Consider the following 19694-nt stretch of genomic DNA (forward strand, 5'->3'; position numbering starts at 1 on the left):
GTGATTCACAGGGAACAGCTTCTAAAAGCATGATGGTTTCAACAGTCGAACCCCGCATTGGCGACAAGTTCATTCGTCCATTGGTTTTCACGATGGTTATTTCGATGATGAGCGCAACGATGTTTAACATCGTACTGCCTGAAATCAGCCAAGAATACGGACTGACTTACAGGCAGGTAAGTTGGGTATCCTCCGCTTATCTACTCGTTTATGCCATCGGTTCCATGATCTATAGTAAACTATCAGACCGTTATCGACTCAAATCATTATTGACGATGGGACTCCTTCTGCTATCGGTTGGTTCTTTGATTGGACTTGTTGCTCAGAACTACTGGATGGTTCTGCTATCCGCTTGGAACCCGTTCTATATTATTGGAGAAGGTGTAATTTATAACAATCTCTATTTGATTCTCTCACTTTCATATGCCGGTTTGATCTTGATTCACCTGTTTAGATTTAAATCTAGAACACCAACAAAAGTTTTATAAAAAATTAAAGGAGCTGATGAAAATGAAGGCAGTAGCCTTTCATTCACCAGGAACACCAGAAGTATTGCAAGTGATGGACTTCGATAATCCTGTTCCAGGGACCGGGCAAGTTCGAGTAAAAGTAAAAACGGCCGGCGTACAGCCCGTTGACTGTGGGATTCGCGGGCAAGGTTTTAGCCCACCAGGAGTGAAAATTCAATACCCTCAAATACTAGGAAATGAATTTGCTGGCATCATTGACGTGGTTGGAGAGGGAGTTGAGGGATTTTCAGTTGGCAACGAAGTTATTGGTTGGTCACTTCTATCTAGCTATGCTGAATATGTGGTTGTTCCAACATCTCAACTTGTTAGAAAGCCTAAAAGCATGCCATGGGAAGAAGCTGGTGTACTCACCGCTTCAGGGCAGACTGCTCATACGGCACTGCAGGAATTAGGAATTAGTAAAGGGGACACAGTGCTCATACACGCAGCTGCTGGAGGAGTTGGAACATTCGCAGTTCAATTGGCAAGAGCTTGGGGTGCGACTGTGATCGGTACCGCTAGTCCACGTAACCATGACTACCTGCGATCCTTAGGAGCTATTCCAGTCGCATATGGAGAAGGACTAGTTGATCGAGTACGCGAACTTGCGCCTAAAGGGGTCGATGTAGCCCTTGACGCAGCAGGCGAGGATGCGCTAAGAGCCTCTGTGAAACTCGTCCACGACAAAAAAAGGATCGGTACGATCGTTGCTTTCGATCTTTCAGAAAAGCTAGGAACCGTTCCCATCCGCAGTAAGCGCAGCGTATCAAGGCTATCCGAACTCACCCAGTTGTACGAACAAGGGCAGCTTCGTGTTGTCATATCACAATCATTTCCACTGCACCAAGCTGCCGAAGCCCACAGAGCTGTAGAGACTGGGCACGTTCGTGGAAAAATCGTCCTCACAGTGGATTAGAACGTAAATACGATACGAGGAGGAGTAACGTGGAAAAATTAAACATTGGGATTGTTTTAGGAAGCACACGTCAAGGACGTTTAAGTCCACAAGTAGGGAATTGGGTAAAAGAAATTGCTGATAAACGAGGAGATGCGAATTATGAAATCGTGGATATAGCAGATTATAAATTGCCATTTTTAGGAGAAGGTACTGGTAAAGAACCAGGATTAATAGCTTGGTCAGAAAAACTTTCTAGCTTAGATGGTTTCGTATTTATTGTCCAAGAATACAATCACAGCATTACAGGAGCATTAAAAAATGCGCTTGATTCAGCACGCGATGAATGGAACAATAAGGCAGCGGGGATCGTAAGCTATGGTTCTACAGGCGGAGCTCGTGCTGCTGAGCATTTACGCGGAATCCTAGGCGAATTATTAGTCGCGACAGTTCGTGCGCATCCAACCTTATCCATTTTTACCGATTTCACAAATTCTAAAGTGTTCAACCCTGCCGACTTTCATACTGATTATACCACTACGATGTTAGATGAAACTCTATCATGGAGCCGTGCTCTAAAAACAGTAAGGAAATCGTAGCTGTATTGAACATAGAAAGAGCATGTAAAAAACATGTTCTTTCTATGTTTCTACGTTTGTCCCGATTCAAGCCAGTTGCTGGCTTTACCCCTATTATTTTTCGAAATACCGAACAAGAAAATCACGAAAGTTAGATGCTGCCTTTGATTGGTAACGATTTTCGGCCCAAGCCAGCTGAAAGATACGCTGACAAAGGGGATTGATATGCAGTAAAATCGGTGAACCGTCATCCGTTTTACAGGGGGCAATGGGCATTGATTGGTGAGACATTGTAGAAGAAATCGGTGAGTCATCACGCGATTTGCATGTCCCCACAAACGCCACTCCAAGACCAGCGCGTACAAGGCTAATGATGGCTAAGGGTTCGTCAACCTCGCACACGACATTCGGCTCAAATCCCGCCTCTTGGCAAAGCCCATCATTTATCTTTCGGAAATGGGTGCCCTTTTTGAAAGAAATAAATGGCTCACTCCTTAGTTCACTTAAAGAAATGCTTGTCTTGTTCCTAAATCGATGTTCAGGTGGTATGGCCAGAAAAATTTCTTCCTCGAGTAAAGGAAATTCGCGAATTCCTGGACGTTCGATTGGCATGGAAGTAAAGCAGAAATCGACCTCGCCAGTTTCCAGCAATAGTTCCATTTCTTCCATTGGGGTCTGAGTAATGCGAAAGTTGACCTTGGGATAAAGGGAACGAAACCTACCCACGGGTTCGGAAAGGCGATCTAGGGTAGTGGTTGCCAAATAAATACTTCCCCGTTCCGCCCCCGAAAGATCAGAGAGTTCCCTACGACCTTCTTCGAGAGCGCCTAACGCCGCTTCGGTTTTCTTCAAATAGGCCTTACCAAACTTATTTAGTCGAATTTTCCTTCCTTGTCGATCAAATAACGGGACCCCCAGGTCCTTTTCTAACCTAGAGATGGTTTTGCTAAGGGCAGGCTGCGCAACTCGAAGCTCTTCAGCTGCCTTTGACATATGTTCCAGTCTAGCGACGGTACGAAAATAATGTAGCTGCAATAACTCCATAGGATTTAACTCCTTAGTTCATATACTTGAAGGAATATGTATATTCCAAAATATATATTTTTATTTATATACAATTGATTGTAATATAAAGATGATATCAATGCAATGTAGTACATGATGAAGAAAGGATGGAAAAAATGAAACTTAATCACCTCAATCTTACTGTTACGGATGTGCCTGCTGCTCAAAAGTTTTTAGAAATTTATTTTGGTATGACGTTTGGAGGAAGTCTAGGAAACGGATTCGTAGCAATGCTTGATGACGATGGTTTCGTGCTGACTTTGATGCAGGGAAGGGAAGTCCATTATCCGAAAAGTTTCCATATTGGGTTCTCTCAGGAAAGTAGAGACCAGGTAGACCAAATCAACCAACGCTTGAAAGAGGATGGATATGATGTAGATCCTCCGCGGCACGCCCATGGTTATACCTTTTATGTCAATGCACCCGGAGGATTTATGGTCGAAGTTAATAGTGAATGAAAGTGATGGCTTGTTTGAATTGCTTTACCCTGATTTAATACCATTCGACGTAGCAAGAAAAGTCTTGGAGTGTTATGGGATTATTATGGCTGTAAATTACAAACACACAATGTCTATAAAAATTATCAACTCTCATGTTCAACTGTCTTATGTTCAGTTGGGCATTTTTGTGTCTGCACAACTTTTTTAAAAATATGGCAGAAAAGAAAATTACCCCGAAACTACTTGCCAAGCCATGCATACTTTGCCAGATGAGAAACGTACCGCAGTCCTACAGTACTACTTTTCTAACATGTCTGATGTGGAAATTGGTCAATTACTCGATATTCCACGGAGCATTCGTACAGTATAGACGGACAAGCTCTTTTGAGCTTTAAAGAGGTTTTTTGAGGAACATGCAGATGAATGGGATGATTAATTCCATCAAGGAAAATAACGAAGAGTTTTGAAATATGACAGGCTTCCAACGTCACCTGCAATCTTTGAGTGGGAGTTTAAGGAGACGCTTTTTTTGAAGACGGTTGCAAAAAAAACGTTGACATTTAGCGGTAGGGAAATTAAGATATCACTATAGTTTATTCTTCGGATAAACTAACTGATTTTTGAATTAAATTTTGTCTTGAGGAGATTGATGGATGGCGTTGATTATGGGAGTGGACGGCGGTGGGAGTAAGACCTATGCGGTAATAACCGACGCCGAGGGGGAATTGCTCGGGGAAGGGCTGGCCGGTGGGGCCAATTACCAGAAGATAGGTCTCGACAGAGCGATGGACCATATTTCAACTGCAATGAAGCATGCACTGGAACAGGCCGGCTTGCAGTATAAAGATCTCGATTTTGTCCAATATACGCTCGCAGGAGCCGACCGCGAAGCAGATGTTGCCCGGTTGGAATCCAGACTGAAGCAGATTCCGGTAGCCAACTGGAACCTGGCTTGCGATACGATGGCCGGGTTGCGAGCGGGAAGCTCAGACAACGTAGGAATTGTACTGGTCTGTGGAAGCGGTACTAATGCGTTCGGCAGGAACAAGGATGGCAAAGTCATACAAACAGGAGGATTCGGTTATCTTTACGGCGATTATGCCGGGGGAAATCATATGGCGATCGAAACCTTCAGAGCGGCAGTCAGATCATGGGAGCAGAGGGATATTTCTTCTATCCTTACATACAGAGTTCCTTCTTATCTTGGCTATTCCTCCATGGAAGCGCTGCTCAATGATTATTTGGACCGGCAGGTAGGGACGGTTCCATCGGAACTGACCATTGTTCTTCATGAAGCGGTCCAGGACGGGGATGCTCTCTCGATTCGCCTGTTAACCAAGGTCGGGCATGAACTGGGCAATGCAGCACGCTCCGTCATGAAAAGAATGGGAAGCTTTGGAGTGGATAACATCCCGGTAGTGTTGATCGGAAGCATTTTTCAAAGGGGGAAGAGCTCCTGCCTGCTGCAAAGTCTGGACAAGACTCTGCGTCAGCAGAACACTCCTTTTACGATTGAAATTCCGGATATGGAGCCGGTCTTCGGCGCGGTATTGATGGGGATGGATCAGCTTCAGCTTCCTGCAGGGCCGCAGGTGACCGAACGATTAAATTCATACAGGAGGGAGAATCTCGTTGAATTCTAAACCGCTTAAAGTGGCCGTTATCGGCGGGGGTTCCTCTTATACCCCCGAATTGATCGAAGGATTTATTAAGAATTATGACCAATTTCCGCTGCAGGAGCTGTATCTTGTAGATATTGATGCAGGCCGGGACAAGCTGCAAATTGTCGGTGCGCTTGCCCGGAGAATGATTGAGAACGCAGGGATTCCCATTCGGCTGCATCTGACGATGGATCGCCGGGAAGCGATTTCCGGATCCAGCTTTGTCCTGACCCAAATTCGCGTCGGAGGACTGGATGCCCGGGCGGCGGACGAACGGATTCCGCTGCAATATGGCTGCATTGGCCAGGAAACAACCGGGGCCGGAGGGTTCGCCAAAGCGATCCGGACAATTCCCGTCATTCTCGAAATTTGCAAGGAAATGGAAGAGCTTGCACCCGAAGCCTTCCTGATTAACTTCACTAATCCGGCAGGCATTATTACGGAAGCGGTATTGAAGCATTCCTCGATCCGTACGATCGGCTTATGCAACTTGCCCATCCATACGAAGATGCAAATCGCCCAACTGGCGGAGACCGACCCGGCAAATGTCGATATGGAAATGGTCGGGATCAACCATTTGAACTGGACGCGAAATATAAGGATCAACGGGTACGACCGGACGGAAGACGTCGTGCGGATGTTTGACAACTCAAGCGGGCTGTCCGTGAAGAATATCCCCGATTATAAATGGGGGGAAGGCTTTCTTTCTTCCCTTGGAATGATCCCTTGCTCTTATCTTCGCTACTATTATTTACGGGATAAAATGCTCAAGGAACAGCAGGAAGCGTTACCTGTCAAAGGAACCAGGGCCGATGCGGTCAAAAAGGTGGAAAGAGAGCTGTTCGAGCTGTATAAGGATCCGGAATTAAAGGTAAAGCCAGCCCAACTGGAACAGCGGGGAGGAGCCTACTACTCGGAAGCGGCCGTCGAGCTTATCACTTCAATATACAACAATGCTCGCAATATCCAGATAGTCAATGTACGCAATAATGGGGTTATTCCGTGTCTTGGGCAAGATGTTTCGGTAGAGGTCAGATGTATCATCTCTTCGGAGGGGGCTACTCCGATGATGCTGAGCGGAGGGCCGCTGCCGGCTGAAATCCGGGGCTTGATCCAAGTAGTTAAAGCTTACGAGGAGCTCACGGTAGAAGCCGGTGTGAACGGGGACTACGGCAGTGCTTTACAGGCGCTTACCATCCATCCGTTGGTAGGAGCCTCATCATTGGCCAAGGCTATTCTGGATCAGATTCTGGCGGAGAACAAATCGTATTTGCCTCAGTTTTTCAATAATAAGGCGTAAGTATTCCAGACAGATGCGAACAGAAGTTAAGCCAAGAGAATCCAGGTACAGGCGAATGGAAACTATACCCAGGATGAGGACTAGCTATCAGCCTATCATATGGTGACAACGATCTTGGACCGCATTTGACTGTATTACTATAGTTAGTTAGATTAATCGTTGTATAAACTAACTAATCATTTAAAAAAAGGGAGGACTTATTCATGAGCTTGGCAGATGAAAGAATTAGAGAGTTGGGTTTGAAGCTTCCAAAGATTGATTTGCATGGAAAAGGAATTGTTGCGATCCGTCAGCACGGCAATTTGCTGTATACTTCCGGCCACGGACCGGAACGGGAAGATGACGGAAGCCCGATCTGGACAGGCAAACTCGGCAAAGATTTGACGGTGGAGGAAGGCTATCAAGCGGCCAGGGAATGCGGGATTATCCTGCTTGCCCAGCTCAAGAGCTACTTGGGGAACCTGGATCGCGTCGATGCGCTGGTCAAGGTGCTCGGCTTGGTCGCCAGCAGCGAGGACTTCTACCAGCAGCCTCAGGTGATGAACGGCTTCTCGGATTTGATGGTGGATGTTTTCGGGGAAAGAGGCAAGCATGCCCGTTCTGCCATGGGAACCTATGTGCTGCCTAAAAATATCCCTGTCGAAATCGAAATGATTGTAAGAATCAGAGATTAGCAGACCATTAAAGTTGAGAGATGAAGGGGAGAGCATAGCAATGAAAACACCTTTTCGTGCAATGAAAATGTCGTTGGCAGCTGTTTTGTCTGTATCCATGTTAGGTGCCTGCTCCCAGAGCGGCGGCAGTGAAGAGCCGACCTCCGAAGAGAAGGTAGAGCTTGTGTTTCAGCATATCGGCGGTACGGTTCCTGCACAGGTAGGCCTGTTGGATGAAATGGCGAAAGAATTTAACAAACAGAATCCTGATGTCACTGTAAAAATCGTGAATGTCGGCTGGGGGGAAGCATACTCCATGTTCCAGCGTCAGGTTGCGGTCGGACAAGCTCCTGACCTGGTCATGCTAAATGGGCAGTGGGCAAGCGAGTATCAGCGGCTGGGCGCGTTTGCCCCCGTTAATGATTATGTCTCTCAAGAAATGCTCGACCTGTTCCTGGAATCCGGATTCGATTCGGTGAAGGGGGAGGACGGCAAGTATTACGGCGTCCCTTGGGATGGAAGCGTGTGGGGCTTCTTCTACCGCACCGACTTGTTTGAAGAGGCCGGTCTGGATCCCGACAGCCCGCCTCAAACCTGGGAGGAATTGTTGGACTATGCTCAGAAGCTCACCAAAGACAAGCAATACGGTTTAGCTTTCCCGGCTGCCGGCTGGGAGCCTGATGATTATGTGCTTCCTTTCTTCTGGCAGGCTGGCAATGACGTAGTTGTGAAGGAAGGGAACTTCTGGAGACCGACGATTGATAACGAATCCGGTCTTGCGGTTGCCAAATACATCTATGATTTGGCCAATACTTATCAAGTGATGCCGAAAACGGTTACAGGCATGGATTGGGAAGCGACCATGAACAGCTTTATTTCCGGGAATACGGCGATGATGTATAACGGAATGTGGGCTACAGGCAGCCTGAAGGCCAATCCCGAGCTGGATGGAAAATGGGCGACTGCCCCAAGTCCGGTAGGACCGGCTGGAGAAGCTGTGCTGGGCTATCCGAATACGTTAAGCATCACGGAGCAAAGCAAGCATAAGGAAATTGCCGGAAAGTTTCTGGAATTCATCTTTACCGGAGAGAAGCCGACCTATTACGATAAATTTGCTGAAGTGACCAGCGTAGTCGGCTGGACGAAGGATTTTGCAACGACGGACTTTGCCCAGGATCCGATTATGAAACCGTTTGTCGATCAGGTGTCCATTAGCCGCAACCGCCCGTTAGCGCCCAAGTATGAGGAGTTTAGGCAGCTGCATTTCAACGCGGCCATCCAAAAACTTATACAGGGGCAGCTGACGCCGGAGCAATTTGTCAAAGATATGCACACGAAACTGGAAGAGCTAATGGGTCAATGATCATTCTTTAGGAGACATTCCGATAGCCCGGCGGCACAAGCATGCTGTATATGCTGCCGGGCTTAATCTTTAAGGAAGCCTGGAGGTTAACTTAGCTATGAAACTCACTGCGAGTTTGTTTTGGAAGAGGGCGCTGCCGTATTTTCTCATTGCACCGGGCGTCATATTTGTCGGACTCATCTTGATCTATCCCATGATCTCAGGGATTATCTCCAGCTTTTTCACCCAGCATTCCCTGACCGCTTCCGACCGGACCTTTGCAGGGCTCGAGCATTACAGGGCGCTGTTCTCGGACAGTATTTTTACGGGAGCCTTCTGGAATACGCTGATTTGGACTGTAGGAGTAGTTGTCGGCCAGTATTTGGTCGGCCTTGCTGTTGCTCTGTTATTAAATGAAGATATTCCCGGGAGGGGCATCTTCCGGAGCTTGATCCTTATTCCCTGGATCGTGCCCATGATCGCGGCCGGTCTCACCTGGAAATGGATCTATTCCAGCCAATTCGGGATTTTGAACTATGTGTTAATGAAACTGGGAATCATCTCGGGGCCCATCGACTGGCTCGGAGACTCCACATATGCCCTTTATTCGGTACTGGCTGTAAGCGTTTGGAAAGGAATCCCTTTCGTCGCTGTTGTTCTGCTTGCCGGACTGCAATCGATCGACCGTGAAATGTATGAGGCGGCTAACATTAGCGGGGCTAATTTGTGGCAGCGTTTCTGGTATATTACGCTCCCCAGTCTCAAGGGGGTTTCTCTTGTAATTGTAACTTTGACAATCATCTGGTCTTTTAACCAGTTTGACTTGGTCTACCTGATGACCAAAGGCGGACCTTCCAATTCGACGCAGCTCATTCCGGTATACTCGTACCTTAATGCCTTCAATTTCTTTAAAATGAATTACGCTGCGGCCATTTCTACTATTGGCGTACTCATGCTGAGTGTATTTGCCATTTTCTATCTGAAGAAAAACAAGGAGGACTAAAACATGGGGGGGAATGCGAGAAAAAACTTGCTCATCAAACGGAGCATCACTTACGTTTTATTGACATTGGCTACGGTGCTGCTCGTTTTTCCGTTTATATGGATGATTTCCACTTCGTTTAAATCGTCCGCTGAAATTTTTGCCGAAGTGCCCAAGTGGTTTCCGAACGAGCCCACCCTGGAGAATTACCGGACGCTGTTTCAAGAGACCGGCTTTATGCAGTATTTCAAAAACAGTGTCATTGTCGCTATATCGACAACGATTGTCACTTTGTTTATAGCGATCTTCTTTTCTTATGGCCTCTCCCGTTTTAAATTCAGGGGCAGAATGCTGTTTTTGAATTCCTTGTTGGTTTCCCAAATGTTTCCCTTGGTGCTGCTTATTATTCCGATCTTCGCCATCTTTATCAAGCTGGACCTGATCGACAGCTACCTGTCCCTTATTATCGCTTACTGTACGTTTGCGATACCGTTCGCCACTTTGATGATGAAAAGCTACTTTGACGGAATCCCGAAGGATATGGAGGAAGCCGCCTTCATCGACGGCTGCACCCCGGTAAGCGCGATCTTCCGCGTTGTGATTCCGCTGGCAGCTCCGGGAATAGCCGCCGTAGGCCTGTTCTCTTTCATCCTGTCGTGGCAGGAGTTCATCTTTGCATTGACGCTGACCAGCTCCGACACCATGCGGACTCTGCCCGTCGGCATCTCTCTGATGGTAGGAAATCGCGAAGTGCTGTGGGGGCAGTTGATGGCCGCTTCGGCCATGGTGACGACTCCTGTTGTAATCGTCTTTATCTATTTCCAAAAATATTTAATCAGCGGTATGACGATGGGCGGCGTGAAGGGCTAGCTGCCACCGGTATACCCGGTATGGAGGAATCTTGATGAGCTTTGATGTATGCATTAGAAATGGAATGATTATTGACGGAACCGGGAACGAACGCTACAAGGCGGATATTGTGATCAAGGATGGCAAAATCGCCGGAATCGGCAGCTTCCCCGACGCGGAGGCGCGTTACACGATCGATGCGGGCGGCCGCATCGTCAGTCCCGGCTTTATTGATACACATGTCCATTCGGACGTGATGCTGCTGTGGGACAGGCAGCATGCTTGCGGATTATACCAGGGGGTCACTACCGAAATCCTGGGTCAGGACGGGTTGTCCTACGCCCCGTTATCCAAGGACAATCTGGAAATGTACTTCAAGTATTTGGGCGGGTTGAACGGAACTCCGGATATTCCGCTGGACTGGTCGACGGTAGAGGAATACCGCAGCAAATTCGACGGAACCGTGGCCATTAATACGGCCTACCAGATTCCTCATGGCGTTCTGCGCCTGGAAACGGTCGGCTTCCGCGATGTGCCGCTAACCGGTGCTCATCTGGAGAAGGCCAAGCGACTGCTGGCCGACGGAATCGATCAGGGCGCCGTTGCTTTCTCGACAGGCCTTAGTTACTTCCCGGGCTCCTATGGGGATACGCAGGAACTGATTGAGCTGTCCCGCGTCCTGGCGGAGAAGGACAGCATCTATGTCACTCATTTGCGCACCGTGTTCAAGGGTGAGAAATTCGATGCGGTTCAGGAAGCGCTGGATATCGGCTGGCAGTCCGGCTGCAAAATCCACTATTCCCATTTCCGCACGGGGCCCAACAACGCCGGCAAGGTGGATGAGCTGATGAGGCCGATCGACGACGCCTACCAGAAAGGGCTTGATGTCAGCCTCGAATTATATCCTTATGCCTTCGGCAGCAGTACAGGCGTCATTCACCTGCCGCCCTGGACAGTGGAGGGGGGCTACGAATCCACCCTGGAGAGGCTGGCGGACAAGAAGCTGCGCCCGGCTATTGTGCGGGACATTCAGAAGGATTTCCCGAATATTGACGGCACTTTCTCCTACCTGCCTTCGGGCCGCAATGATGAATTGCTTGGATTAACGTTCCAGCAAGCGGCAGACTTGCGCGGTCAGACGGTGTACGAGGTGCTGTGCGACCTGCTTCTGGAAGAGAAGCTGGCTGTGGGGATATTAGGGGAGCGTCCCGAGGACGAGTCCGTAGTGAAGCAAATTGAAGACGACCTGTTCGAGCTGCTGTCGCGTCCCTACTATATGGTAGGAAGCGATGCGATTTATCTCGGGCAGAACCCGCATCCAAGGGCATTCGGAAGCTTTCCCAAGCTGCTCAGGCTGGCCAGGGAGAAGAATTTCTCGCTGGAAGTGCTGATCAACCGGATGACCCAGGTGCCTGCAGAGCGTTTCGGGCTCAAGGACAGGGGAGTTATCCTGGAAGGGAAAGCGGCCGATCTTGTCGTTTTTGACGCGGAGACCGTCACGGATACTTCCGTGATTCATCAGGCCAGAACAGGCCCGTCGGGCATTTCGCACGTATTGGTTAACGGAGAAATTGCGGTTTGGGACGAGAAGGTTACCGGAGTATTCGCGGGCAGGGCATTGCCGGTTATGCGATAAGGAAAGGGGAGCAGGATTATGCAATCATTCTATGACCGATTCGGTTTAAGAAAAGTAATTAATGCCAGGGGGCCCGCAACCGTATTGGGCGCATCGCGGGTCAAAGACGCCATACGGCAGGATATTTATGACATGCTCGGCCTGTCCGTGGAAATGTGGGAGCTGCAGAGAAGAGCGAACGAGGCTATCGTTAAGCTGACCGGCGCCGAGGCCGGTGTAGCTGCAGGATGTACGGCCGCCGGGATGGCCATCAGCATCGCCTCCACGCTGACCGGAGACGATATGGGCAAGATCAAGGAGCTGCCGGTTATTCGGGGGCCGAAGCATAAAGTCGTCATTCAAAAAGGCCACGTCATCGGAATCGGCGATACGCCGGCCAACCAATTGATCCGGCTGACCGGTGCGGAGCCCGTGGAAATCGGCGAGGCGCTCGATTGTGCCTCCTATCATCTGGAGGCTGCACTTACCCTCGATGTAGCCGCGGCCGTCTATGTGATGATGGATGTATTTCCTCCCAATCTGCTGCCGTTCGATAAATTCGTGGAGATTTGTAAGTCCAAGGGCGTTCCCGTCATTGTCGATGCCGCTTACGATACCGATTTCCGCCATTCCATCGCCAAAGGAGCGGACTTGGTCGTTCACAGCGGGCAGAAATGGCTCGGGGGAGCGACTTCGGCTCTCATCGCCGGGAGCAAGGATCTGGTTCACGCCTGCTTCCTGCAGGAACTGGGCATCGGGCGGCCGATGAAGGTGGGCAAGGAAGGCGTCCTCGGCTTGATCTCGGCCATCGAGCACTGGCTGGCCAGGGACGCAGAGGCGATTATCCGGCAGCAGGAGGCGTTGGCCGAGCGTTTCATTGCGGCCATGGCCGAAGTTCCGGGATTGACAGGGTCGATCAAGCGTACCCGCTTCTCGCCGTCCGTCAGAGTCGTCATGGAGATCGATGAAGAACAGACCGGGGTACCGGCCTGGGAGATCAACATGAAGCTGGGAACCGGCGATCCAGTAATAAAAATGGACGATTACGCCGTATACCACGGGAAAATGGAATTCGATCTGTCCTTTCTTGACGATGGGGACGAGAGAACGATTATTAACGCTATTGCTTCCATTGCAGAGGATAAGAAGAAGAACGGCGGCACGGTTCGACAGCCGGAACCGATGAATCGTCTGGATTTACAGTATCACACATTGAGGCGGTGGTTGGATGACAACCCGAGGGCATAAGCTGCGGTTCGGCCTGATTGGTTTTTCCCAAGGGTTCTACGCGACCACCTATACCCGGCACTTGGCGAAGCTCAAGGACGTTGAAGTGGTTGCCTGCTGCGATCTGGGCCAATCACCGGATTATGTGGGAGAGTGTGCCGGAACGACGGCAAGCCGGTTTTGCGAAGAGATCGGCTGCCGTCTGGTCCATCGGCCCGAGGAGCTGTTTGAGCTTGGCGTGGATGCGGTCATGATCGCTTGTGAGGTATGGGAGCATGCGAAATATGCGGATATGGCGCTCCGGCATGGCTGCCATGTCTTCGTCGGCAAGCCGTTATCGCTGGAACCGGATGAAATCCGTTCCCTGATGCGGACGGCGGAAGCCGGAGGGCGCATCGTCCTGCCGGGCAACCCTCTGCGTTATGAGGGATCGATCGTATCGATAGCCGATCGGATTCGCCAAGGGGAAATCGGCCGGCCTACGAATTTGCGGCTGTTCATCCATCATGAAGCGATGATTCATCAGGAATGGGAGCGGGACCCCGCACGAAGCGGAGGTCCTCTCGGCACCTTCGGTGTCTATCTTATCGATACGGTCCGCTGGATGACCGGGGATGATTTGACGGAGCTTTATGCGGCGGGAGGACAATATGTATTCCAGCAAATCGGAACCTGGGATACCGTTCAGGCCATGGGCAAAACGTCAGGAGGCGCACTCGTGCAATTAAATCTTGTCTCCTCGATGGATTGGGATTTCCCGTTCTATATGCTGGATGTTGTCGGAACCAAAGGAGTGATCCGGACCGATCACGACCGTTACTCCTATGTTATGCAAAACCCGAGTACCGTGCTGGGCCCCATCCGTTATGATCTTATGGGAAGCCTGGAAATCGAGCATTTTCTAAACTGCTGCCTGGGAAGAGAAGAGCAGCGCATGTCATTGGAGGATATGCTGCATGCGGCCAACGGAATCAAGGCCATGGAGCAGAGCATTCGGACCGGCCAGCCTGTTCTGTTGTAAGTGTAGAGCGGCAGTGTACAAAAAGAGCGAGCAAGATTGCAGAAGGGGGAACTTCAGGGTGAAGAAGAGGATCATTATCATTGGTGCGGGCTGGGCCGGCCAGCATCACGCCCGCGCGGTATACGAGCATCCGGACACCGAGCTTGCGGCCATTATCGACCGGAGGGAAGAAGCGGCGGGGGCATTGGCACAGAAGCTCGGAGGCGTCCCTTATTATAAGACGCTGGAGGAGCTGGAGTGGCAGGGAATCGGCTACGATGCGGCGGTTATCTGCACATTGCCGGATACCCATGCTACCTTCTGCAAGGCGCTTCTGCAACGCGGCAAGCATCTGTTCTGTGAGAAGCCGGCTGGCAAAAACTCCGGCGAAATCGCCTGGCTGCTCGCGCTCTCCAGGACAAGGGCGGCGATTGCGGGCGTCAACTACAACCAGAGATACTCTGCTTGCTACCGGAAGCTGAAGGATAAAATCAGCGACGAGAAGCCGCATCTAATCTCCATTTCCATGCAGCAGCAGGGCCCGGTGAAGCAGTCCGACTTGGCCCATCCTTACTTTATTGTGACGGATTCCTGCTGCCATATGATTGATACCTTAAGATATATCAATGGAGAGATCAGCAGTGTCTACGCTGTCGGAAAGCGGATTGACAGTGAAATCCTGTCTGATGTGGCCGTCAGCCTCGAGTTCCGCAACGGCAGCATCGGAGTCATGACCCATACGTTCGTCGGCGGTGTCCATGAAAGCCAGCATCCGTTCCAGCATTTCGAGCTGTCTACGGACAAGGCCCGGCACGAGGTGACGAACATGCTGGAAGGCCTTCACACCTATCCTCACCATTCCATGGAAAGAACGACCTGGTCGCCCTCCGTCTTCGAAAGCTGCAATTACGCGGAGACGCTGAAGAGTTCGATCTACGCCTGGATAGAGAGCTTGACCGGTTCTTCACCGGCACCCGTAGACCTCCTGGATGCATACCGCAATTCATTGGTTGTTGAAGCCTGCATTAAATCCCTGGAAACCGGGCAGAGAGTTCAATTGCAAGATGATATTGAGACAGGGGGCGGGTTAATATGAAGAAAATCGGTTTTATCGGCTGCGGTGAAATTGCCCATATCCATGCTGCGTGCATTCTGCGGCATGGTGGAACGGTGGCTGGGGGCTTCGATCTTGCGGAGTCGTCGGCCGGCAAGCTGACCGCAGCTTACGGAGGGAAAATTTATCTCTCGGCGGAAGAGCTCTGCGCGGACCCTGATATCGATGCCGTCTATATTTGCACCCGGCACGATTCGCATGTTGCCTATATTGCAATGGCAGCGAGCCATGGCAAAGCCGTTTTCTGCGAAAAGCCGATAGGGCTTCGGCTGGCGGATGCGGAACAGGCAGCGGACATTGTCGCGAGCAGCGGAATCCGCTTCGCGATGGGATTTAATCACCGCTACTCTCCCGGCATGCAAAGATTGAAACGATTTATTGACCAAGGCGGTTCGAAGGTCGATGCTTTGAATGCTCAATTCGTTACGGCGCCGTTCATGAAGGGATGGGCGGGGAGCGCCGAGCAGGGCGGCGGCGTTTTTGTCTGTCTGGGCAGTCATTTATTTGATCTGGCCCATTATTTAATCCCGGTCGCGATACAAGAAGTCAAGGCGGTTTCCTCCCGGATCCGGCTGGGCCCGGATTATGAAGATGACGCCTTCGCGGCGGTTCTGATGACAGAGGCGGGGCAGATGCTGACGCTCAATGCCCATGAATTCGGAAATGCCTCCTATTCCACCGATCCCGGGCACCGCATTAATACAATAACGATATTTAAAGGCCATGAAGCGGCTTCCGCGGGCACCGGCCATTTCGAAAGCTTCTCTGCCAGCGGAAGCACGACGGAGCGGTTTCCGGCAGATCATTTGACTTTATGGGGATATTCCGAGCTTAACCGCAGGTTTTTGCTGAATCTGAATGGGGAAGAGGCGGAAATTCCGGGAGTGGATGCAGGCTTGTTTGCCGCACAGCTTATCGAGCGCTGCAAGGAAAGCCTTTAAGAGAGCCCTTATGAGAGATACCACATGGCGGAGGTAATCGATTTGAACAAGAGAACCATTTTTATATACGCATGGGACTTGCTGGATGAAGGCATTGAAGCCGCACTGTCTAAATTGAAGAAAATGGGAGTGAACGGGATTGCGGTGACGGCTGCCTACCATTCCGGGAAGTTTTTGCTGCCCCATAATCCAAATAGAAAAATTTACTATCATACTCACAGCTCCGTATACTATAATGTAAATACTGCCAAATATGGGCAGCTCCTGCCTAGGACGGGAGATGCATTCGAGCAGTACCGCATCGCGTCACAGCGAACGGGAACCCCCGGAGATTTATTGACATCGATATGTCATCACGCCAAAGCACTCCAAATGCAAGTTTACGCATGGGTCGTCGGCTTTCACAACTCTTATCTGGGAGAGGCCTTCCCCGAATTTACGGTTCGCAACGCATTCGGGGAGTCTTACCGGCACGCCCTATGTCCAGCGCACAAAGAGACTCAACAATATGTGACGGCTATCCTCTCGGATTTGGCCGAAGGCTATGATTTAGACGGATTTGTGTTGGAATCATTCGATTTTCCCGGTATGCTTCATGGCGACCATCATGAGTTGGTCGGCTCCTCCCGCAAGGATGAGCTTGAACGGCTGCTGGGGCTATGTTTTTGCGATCAATGCATGGCCAATGCGCAGTCTGCGGGGATAGATGCGGCCCAGTTCAGGCGAGAGATTGCGCAAGCGGCAGAAACGGTTGCAAACAGCCGGAAGCCCGTGACCGCCATGTCTCTACCTTCATATAAGCAATTTATTCAAATGAGGGAGGAGACGGTGGCTGGCGTATTCGCGCAATGCCGGAGTGTCATGGAAGGCTCCGGGAAGCCTCTCCAGCTGCTTAGCACCCTATGGATGGCCTATGGCTCCGATCCGGGGCTTTATGGCATGAATCCCCACAGGCTGGATCGGTATGTAGACCAATGGATAGCCTGCTATCCGTCTTCCGCCCACGATACGATACCGTTCGTGGACAGAGCGCTGCAGTCCGTTCCTCGGCATAAGCTGGCGGCAGGCGTCAGACTTATCGAGCCCGAAATAGTGACCCCGGAACAACTGGACGGCTACTTGAATGCTTACTCCAAAGCGGGGATAGATGATTTGTTTTTCTATAATTACGGCTTGGCGTCCGGAGAAATAGTCGAGCGGCTTGGTATAAGCCTCGAATAATGAGGAGGATACATGGTCAAATTTGCCAAAGCAGGAGACCAGAAGTTTCTGCAAACTTTAAACAGAACGCTGGTCCTGAATACTATACATCATTTTAAGACGATATCGCGAATCGATATAGCCAAAAAAACGAAATTAAGTCAAAGTACGGTCTCCAATGTGGTGGATGCTTTGGAGAAAGAAGGCTATATTGCCGAGGTAGGTACGGGCAATTCGACCCGGGCGGGAGGCAGGCGGCCAACTCTGCTTACCATCAACGCAGCCGGCGGATATATCGCTACGCTTGCCGTCGTCACCGAAGCGTTTCATATTACGCTGCAGGTCTGCCTGTTCGACTTGCATCTAACGATGGTGGACGAGCAGGAAATTGAGGTCAAGGAAAAAGGCGCGGAGTTAATCGAAACGATCAAAGCTTGCGTCCACAGCTTCCTTCAGAAGCATGCCGACAAAAATGTTATCGGCCTCGGTTTTTCCATGCCTACGGTATTGGATCGGACAGGCGTCGTTTATAGAGGACATTTGTTGGAATTGGAAGATTACCCGTTTGAGGAAGAGATGCGCAAAGCTTTTCCGTCCTTGTTTCTCGTTGTGGAGCAGGAACAGCATGCAGCCATTCTCGGGGAGCGTGCGATCGGTCCGGCCAAAGATGTTAACAACCTTATCTATGTGACGGTGGGCAGGGGGATCGGATCCTCGGTCATCGTCAATAACGAGTTGATTCGTGGAGAATATGGCGGGGCCGGAGAAATCGGGCACATGTCCATTAATAAATACGGCCCCAAATGCATATGCGGCAAGAAAGGCTGTCTGCGCTTGTACGCAACGGAGCTGGCCTTCATTAATAAAATCAATGAGGCTGCCCAGAACGGGTTTCCGCTGCCCCCCAAAATCTACAATCCCGTGCTGGATCAATGCAATATCCGCGAAGTGTATAATCAAGCGGTGGCGGGGGATGAATTTTGCAGAGAAATGCTGGTCAGCTTGCTGGACGACCTTTCTATCGGTTTAAGCAATCTAATTTACCTCATTAATCCGAAGATGATTATTATTGGCGGAAACCTGTTGTTTGCCGAGCCTTTTGTTCTTCCGTATATTACGGACAAGCTTAAGGAAATTATGGATTCACCAACAGCGGATATACAAATTGTTGGAGCCGCCCTGGGCAATAAATCATCGGTTTACGGAATGGCCTCATTAATTCTCGATAAACATTTTTTGAAGAAAGAATTAATGTTTCACAGCGCCTAAACGTTAAACCATCTAAAGGCCCCATCATTTTTTTGAAAATACAGCGCATTTTATTAACAAGATTGTTTCAGCGGGTTTGCGTGGTCACGTAAACCCGCCTGTTTGTGCAGCCTATGACCCAGAGAACGACCAGTTGTATGTACAGACAAGATGTTTACAAGATAGATGTCAAGTCGGGGCTAGCTTCTTACGGATAACGCGTTCCGGAACGGTATGGAAAACTTCGCTAGCGGATTGAACGGTAGCCCATATTATGGAAATGCGATGGAACAATATACCCGCTCGAAAACGGAGTTTATCCAATCGGTGGTCGATGCGGCAAGAACGGAAAAGGGATTGCCGCTGCAAAATGTTTGGGAAGACTGATGAATGTGCATCGGGCAGAATATGGCGTATGGGTAGAGGCGTTTCGCGTACTTAAACCAGCGGGACGTTGATTAGGGGGAATAACTCAAACTATCCGTGGGAGATCTCTCATGGTAAAATTCCGGATTACTTACGAACAAACAAATTACGAACCATTGGGGTAGGTTCAACATTCGTAAAGTGAGGAGGGCTTGGGATGCCGGTCGTTAGAGTATTTGTGCTGGATTCGGAGGAACGTGTATTACTTGTAAAAACCGATCATAAAAAAACAGGCAGTTATTATTGGATTATTCCAGGTGGGATGATTGAAGAAGGGGAGTATAGTCGAGATGCAGCCATCCGCGAAGTTAAAGAAGAGACCGGTTTAGACATTTCAATTAGCAGGCTGGTTTGGGTCGAGGAAAGTAAAAACGATAAAAGAGAAGTAAATTATATACATTACTTTCTGGGTGAAGTTATTGGTGGAGACAAAATGATTGGAATAGATCCAGAACTAGAGCCAAATGAACAAATCATAGTAGAAGTAGAGTATAAGAGTAAAGAAGAAATAAAAAAACTGCCGAGAGTTTATCCAGAAATTTTGTTATATGATTATTTCTGGGAAGTTATTCGATCCTCTTTACATGATCCATACGTAAATAGACCCAGTAAAGGATTTGGAGTTAGATAACAAAGCATAAACCATAGA

The 19694-nt window shown here is 49.6% G+C and carries 18 protein-coding genes and 1 pseudogene; 18 read left to right on the forward strand and 1 reads right to left on the reverse strand.

From position 1 onward, the window contains the following. Positions 1-32: 32 nt before the first annotated feature. From KJS69_RS04625 to KJS69_RS04635, 3 genes and pseudogenes are all read left to right on the forward strand, one after another. Positions 33-347 (forward strand): annotated as a pseudogene (locus KJS69_RS04625) (MFS transporter); the annotation flags it as partial. 163 nt (positions 348-510) lie between these two features. Next, positions 511-1425 (forward strand): NADP-dependent oxidoreductase, encoded by a 915-nt coding sequence (locus KJS69_RS04630; protein WP_213582058.1) that lies wholly within the window; start codon positions 511-513, stop codon positions 1423-1425. A 29-nt stretch (positions 1426-1454) separates the two neighbouring features. Beyond that, positions 1455-2003, forward strand: coding sequence for an NADPH-dependent FMN reductase (locus KJS69_RS04635; protein ID WP_213582060.1), 549 nt, complete (start codon positions 1455-1457; stop codon positions 2001-2003). Positions 2004-2096: 93 nt separating this feature from the next. Here the strand turns inward: KJS69_RS04635 and KJS69_RS04640 are convergent, their stop codons facing one another. Then, on the reverse strand, positions 2097-3026 hold the full coding sequence (locus KJS69_RS04640; RefSeq protein WP_213582062.1) for a LysR family transcriptional regulator: 930 nt from the start codon (positions 3024-3026) through the stop codon (positions 2097-2099). A 137-nt stretch (positions 3027-3163) separates the two neighbouring features. Here KJS69_RS04640 and KJS69_RS04645 point away from each other — a divergent pair, with 137 nt between their 5' ends. The 15 genes from KJS69_RS04645 (at position 3164) to KJS69_RS04715 (ending at position 19676) form a co-directional block, all read left to right on the forward strand. Further along, positions 3164-3505, forward strand: a complete 342-nt coding sequence (locus KJS69_RS04645; RefSeq protein WP_213583034.1) for a VOC family protein — start codon at positions 3164-3166, stop codon at positions 3503-3505. A 635-nt stretch (positions 3506-4140) separates the two neighbouring features. Continuing rightward, the gene (locus KJS69_RS04650) at positions 4141-5130 is read left to right on the forward strand and encodes an N-acetylglucosamine kinase (RefSeq protein WP_213582064.1); all 990 of its coding nucleotides are present in this window, start codon (positions 4141-4143) and stop codon (positions 5128-5130) included. Further along, a complete protein-coding gene (locus tag KJS69_RS04655) occupies positions 5120-6448 on the forward strand; it encodes a 6-phospho-beta-glucosidase (protein ID WP_213582066.1) in 1329 nt (442 codons plus the stop codon). Before KJS69_RS04650 ends, KJS69_RS04655 begins: the two co-directional genes overlap by 11 nt. 203 nt (positions 6449-6651) lie before the next feature. Beyond that, positions 6652-7122 (forward strand): RidA family protein, encoded by a 471-nt coding sequence (locus KJS69_RS04660; RefSeq protein ID WP_213582068.1) that lies wholly within the window; start codon positions 6652-6654, stop codon positions 7120-7122. Positions 7123-7162: 40 nt separating this feature from the next. Next, a complete protein-coding gene (locus KJS69_RS04665) occupies positions 7163-8464 on the forward strand; it encodes an ABC transporter substrate-binding protein (protein ID WP_213582070.1) in 1302 nt (433 codons plus the stop codon). Positions 8465-8561: 97 nt separating this feature from the next. Beyond that, positions 8562-9446 (forward strand): carbohydrate ABC transporter permease, encoded by an 885-nt coding sequence (locus KJS69_RS04670; protein WP_213582072.1) that lies wholly within the window; start codon positions 8562-8564, stop codon positions 9444-9446. Positions 9447-9449: 3 nt separating this feature from the next. After that, a complete protein-coding gene (locus tag KJS69_RS04675) occupies positions 9450-10295 on the forward strand; it encodes a carbohydrate ABC transporter permease (RefSeq protein WP_213582074.1) in 846 nt (281 codons plus the stop codon). Between the two features lie 34 nt (positions 10296-10329). Next, positions 10330-11910: an N-acyl-D-amino-acid deacylase family protein gene (locus KJS69_RS04680; RefSeq protein ID WP_213582076.1), complete on the forward strand. Its 1581-nt coding sequence runs from the start codon at positions 10330-10332 to the stop codon at positions 11908-11910. 18 nt (positions 11911-11928) lie between these two features. Next, positions 11929-13137: an aminotransferase class V-fold PLP-dependent enzyme gene (locus KJS69_RS04685; protein WP_213582078.1), complete on the forward strand. Its 1209-nt coding sequence runs from the start codon at positions 11929-11931 to the stop codon at positions 13135-13137. Further along, positions 13118-14137: a Gfo/Idh/MocA family protein gene (locus KJS69_RS04690; protein ID WP_213582086.1), complete on the forward strand. Its 1020-nt coding sequence runs from the start codon at positions 13118-13120 to the stop codon at positions 14135-14137. The genes KJS69_RS04685 and KJS69_RS04690 overlap by 20 nt, the downstream gene beginning before the upstream one ends. Positions 14138-14195: 58 nt before the next feature. Continuing rightward, positions 14196-15212: a Gfo/Idh/MocA family protein gene (locus tag KJS69_RS04695; RefSeq protein WP_213582088.1), complete on the forward strand. Its 1017-nt coding sequence runs from the start codon at positions 14196-14198 to the stop codon at positions 15210-15212. Further along, a complete protein-coding gene (locus KJS69_RS04700) occupies positions 15209-16171 on the forward strand; it encodes a Gfo/Idh/MocA family protein (protein ID WP_213582090.1) in 963 nt (320 codons plus the stop codon). The genes KJS69_RS04695 and KJS69_RS04700 overlap by 4 nt, the downstream gene beginning before the upstream one ends. Positions 16172-16213: 42 nt before the next feature. Continuing rightward, complete coding sequence (locus KJS69_RS04705) at positions 16214-17392, forward strand: glycoside hydrolase family protein (RefSeq protein ID WP_213582099.1); 1179 nt, start codon at positions 16214-16216, stop codon at positions 17390-17392. A 12-nt stretch (positions 17393-17404) separates the two neighbouring features. Then, the gene (locus tag KJS69_RS04710; protein ID WP_213582101.1) at positions 17405-18640 is read left to right on the forward strand and encodes an ROK family transcriptional regulator; all 1236 of its coding nucleotides are present in this window, start codon (positions 17405-17407) and stop codon (positions 18638-18640) included. A gap of 562 nt (positions 18641-19202) precedes the next feature. Beyond that, a complete protein-coding gene (locus KJS69_RS04715; protein WP_213582103.1) occupies positions 19203-19676 on the forward strand; it encodes an NUDIX hydrolase in 474 nt (157 codons plus the stop codon). Positions 19677-19694: the final 18 nt, after the last annotated feature.

Origin of the sequence: Paenibacillus sp. J2TS4 (assembly GCF_018403245.1) — a bacterium.
In the GTDB taxonomy this organism is placed as follows: Bacteria; Bacillota; Bacilli; order Paenibacillales; family NBRC-103111; genus Paenibacillus_L.

Bases quoted from the DNA above. Each gene is read 5' to 3' on its own strand.
- KJS69_RS04630 (WP_213582058.1), top strand. From the start codon at position 511: ATGAAGGCAGTAGCCTTTCATTCACCAGGAACACCAGAAGTATTGCAA.
- KJS69_RS04640 (WP_213582062.1), bottom strand. From the start codon at position 3,026: ATGGAGTTATTGCAGCTACATTATTTTCGTACCGTCGCTAGACTGGAA.
- KJS69_RS04645 (WP_213583034.1), top strand. From the start codon at position 3,164: ATGAAACTTAATCACCTCAATCTTACTGTTACGGATGTGCCTGCTGCT.
- KJS69_RS04650 (WP_213582064.1), top strand. From the start codon at position 4,141: ATGGCGTTGATTATGGGAGTGGACGGCGGTGGGAGTAAGACCTATGCG.
- KJS69_RS04660 (WP_213582068.1), top strand. From the start codon at position 6,652: ATGAGCTTGGCAGATGAAAGAATTAGAGAGTTGGGTTTGAAGCTTCCA.
- KJS69_RS04665 (WP_213582070.1), top strand. From the start codon at position 7,163: ATGAAAACACCTTTTCGTGCAATGAAAATGTCGTTGGCAGCTGTTTTG.
- KJS69_RS04670 (WP_213582072.1), top strand. From the start codon at position 8,562: ATGAAACTCACTGCGAGTTTGTTTTGGAAGAGGGCGCTGCCGTATTTT.
- KJS69_RS04675 (WP_213582074.1), top strand. From the start codon at position 9,450: ATGGGGGGGAATGCGAGAAAAAACTTGCTCATCAAACGGAGCATCACT.
- KJS69_RS04680 (WP_213582076.1), top strand. From the start codon at position 10,330: ATGAGCTTTGATGTATGCATTAGAAATGGAATGATTATTGACGGAACC.
- KJS69_RS04685 (WP_213582078.1), top strand. From the start codon at position 11,929: ATGCAATCATTCTATGACCGATTCGGTTTAAGAAAAGTAATTAATGCC.
- KJS69_RS04690 (WP_213582086.1), top strand. From the start codon at position 13,118: ATGACAACCCGAGGGCATAAGCTGCGGTTCGGCCTGATTGGTTTTTCC.
- KJS69_RS04700 (WP_213582090.1), top strand. From the start codon at position 15,209: ATGAAGAAAATCGGTTTTATCGGCTGCGGTGAAATTGCCCATATCCAT.
- KJS69_RS04710 (WP_213582101.1), top strand. From the start codon at position 17,405: ATGGTCAAATTTGCCAAAGCAGGAGACCAGAAGTTTCTGCAAACTTTA.
- KJS69_RS04715 (WP_213582103.1), top strand. From the start codon at position 19,203: ATGCCGGTCGTTAGAGTATTTGTGCTGGATTCGGAGGAACGTGTATTA.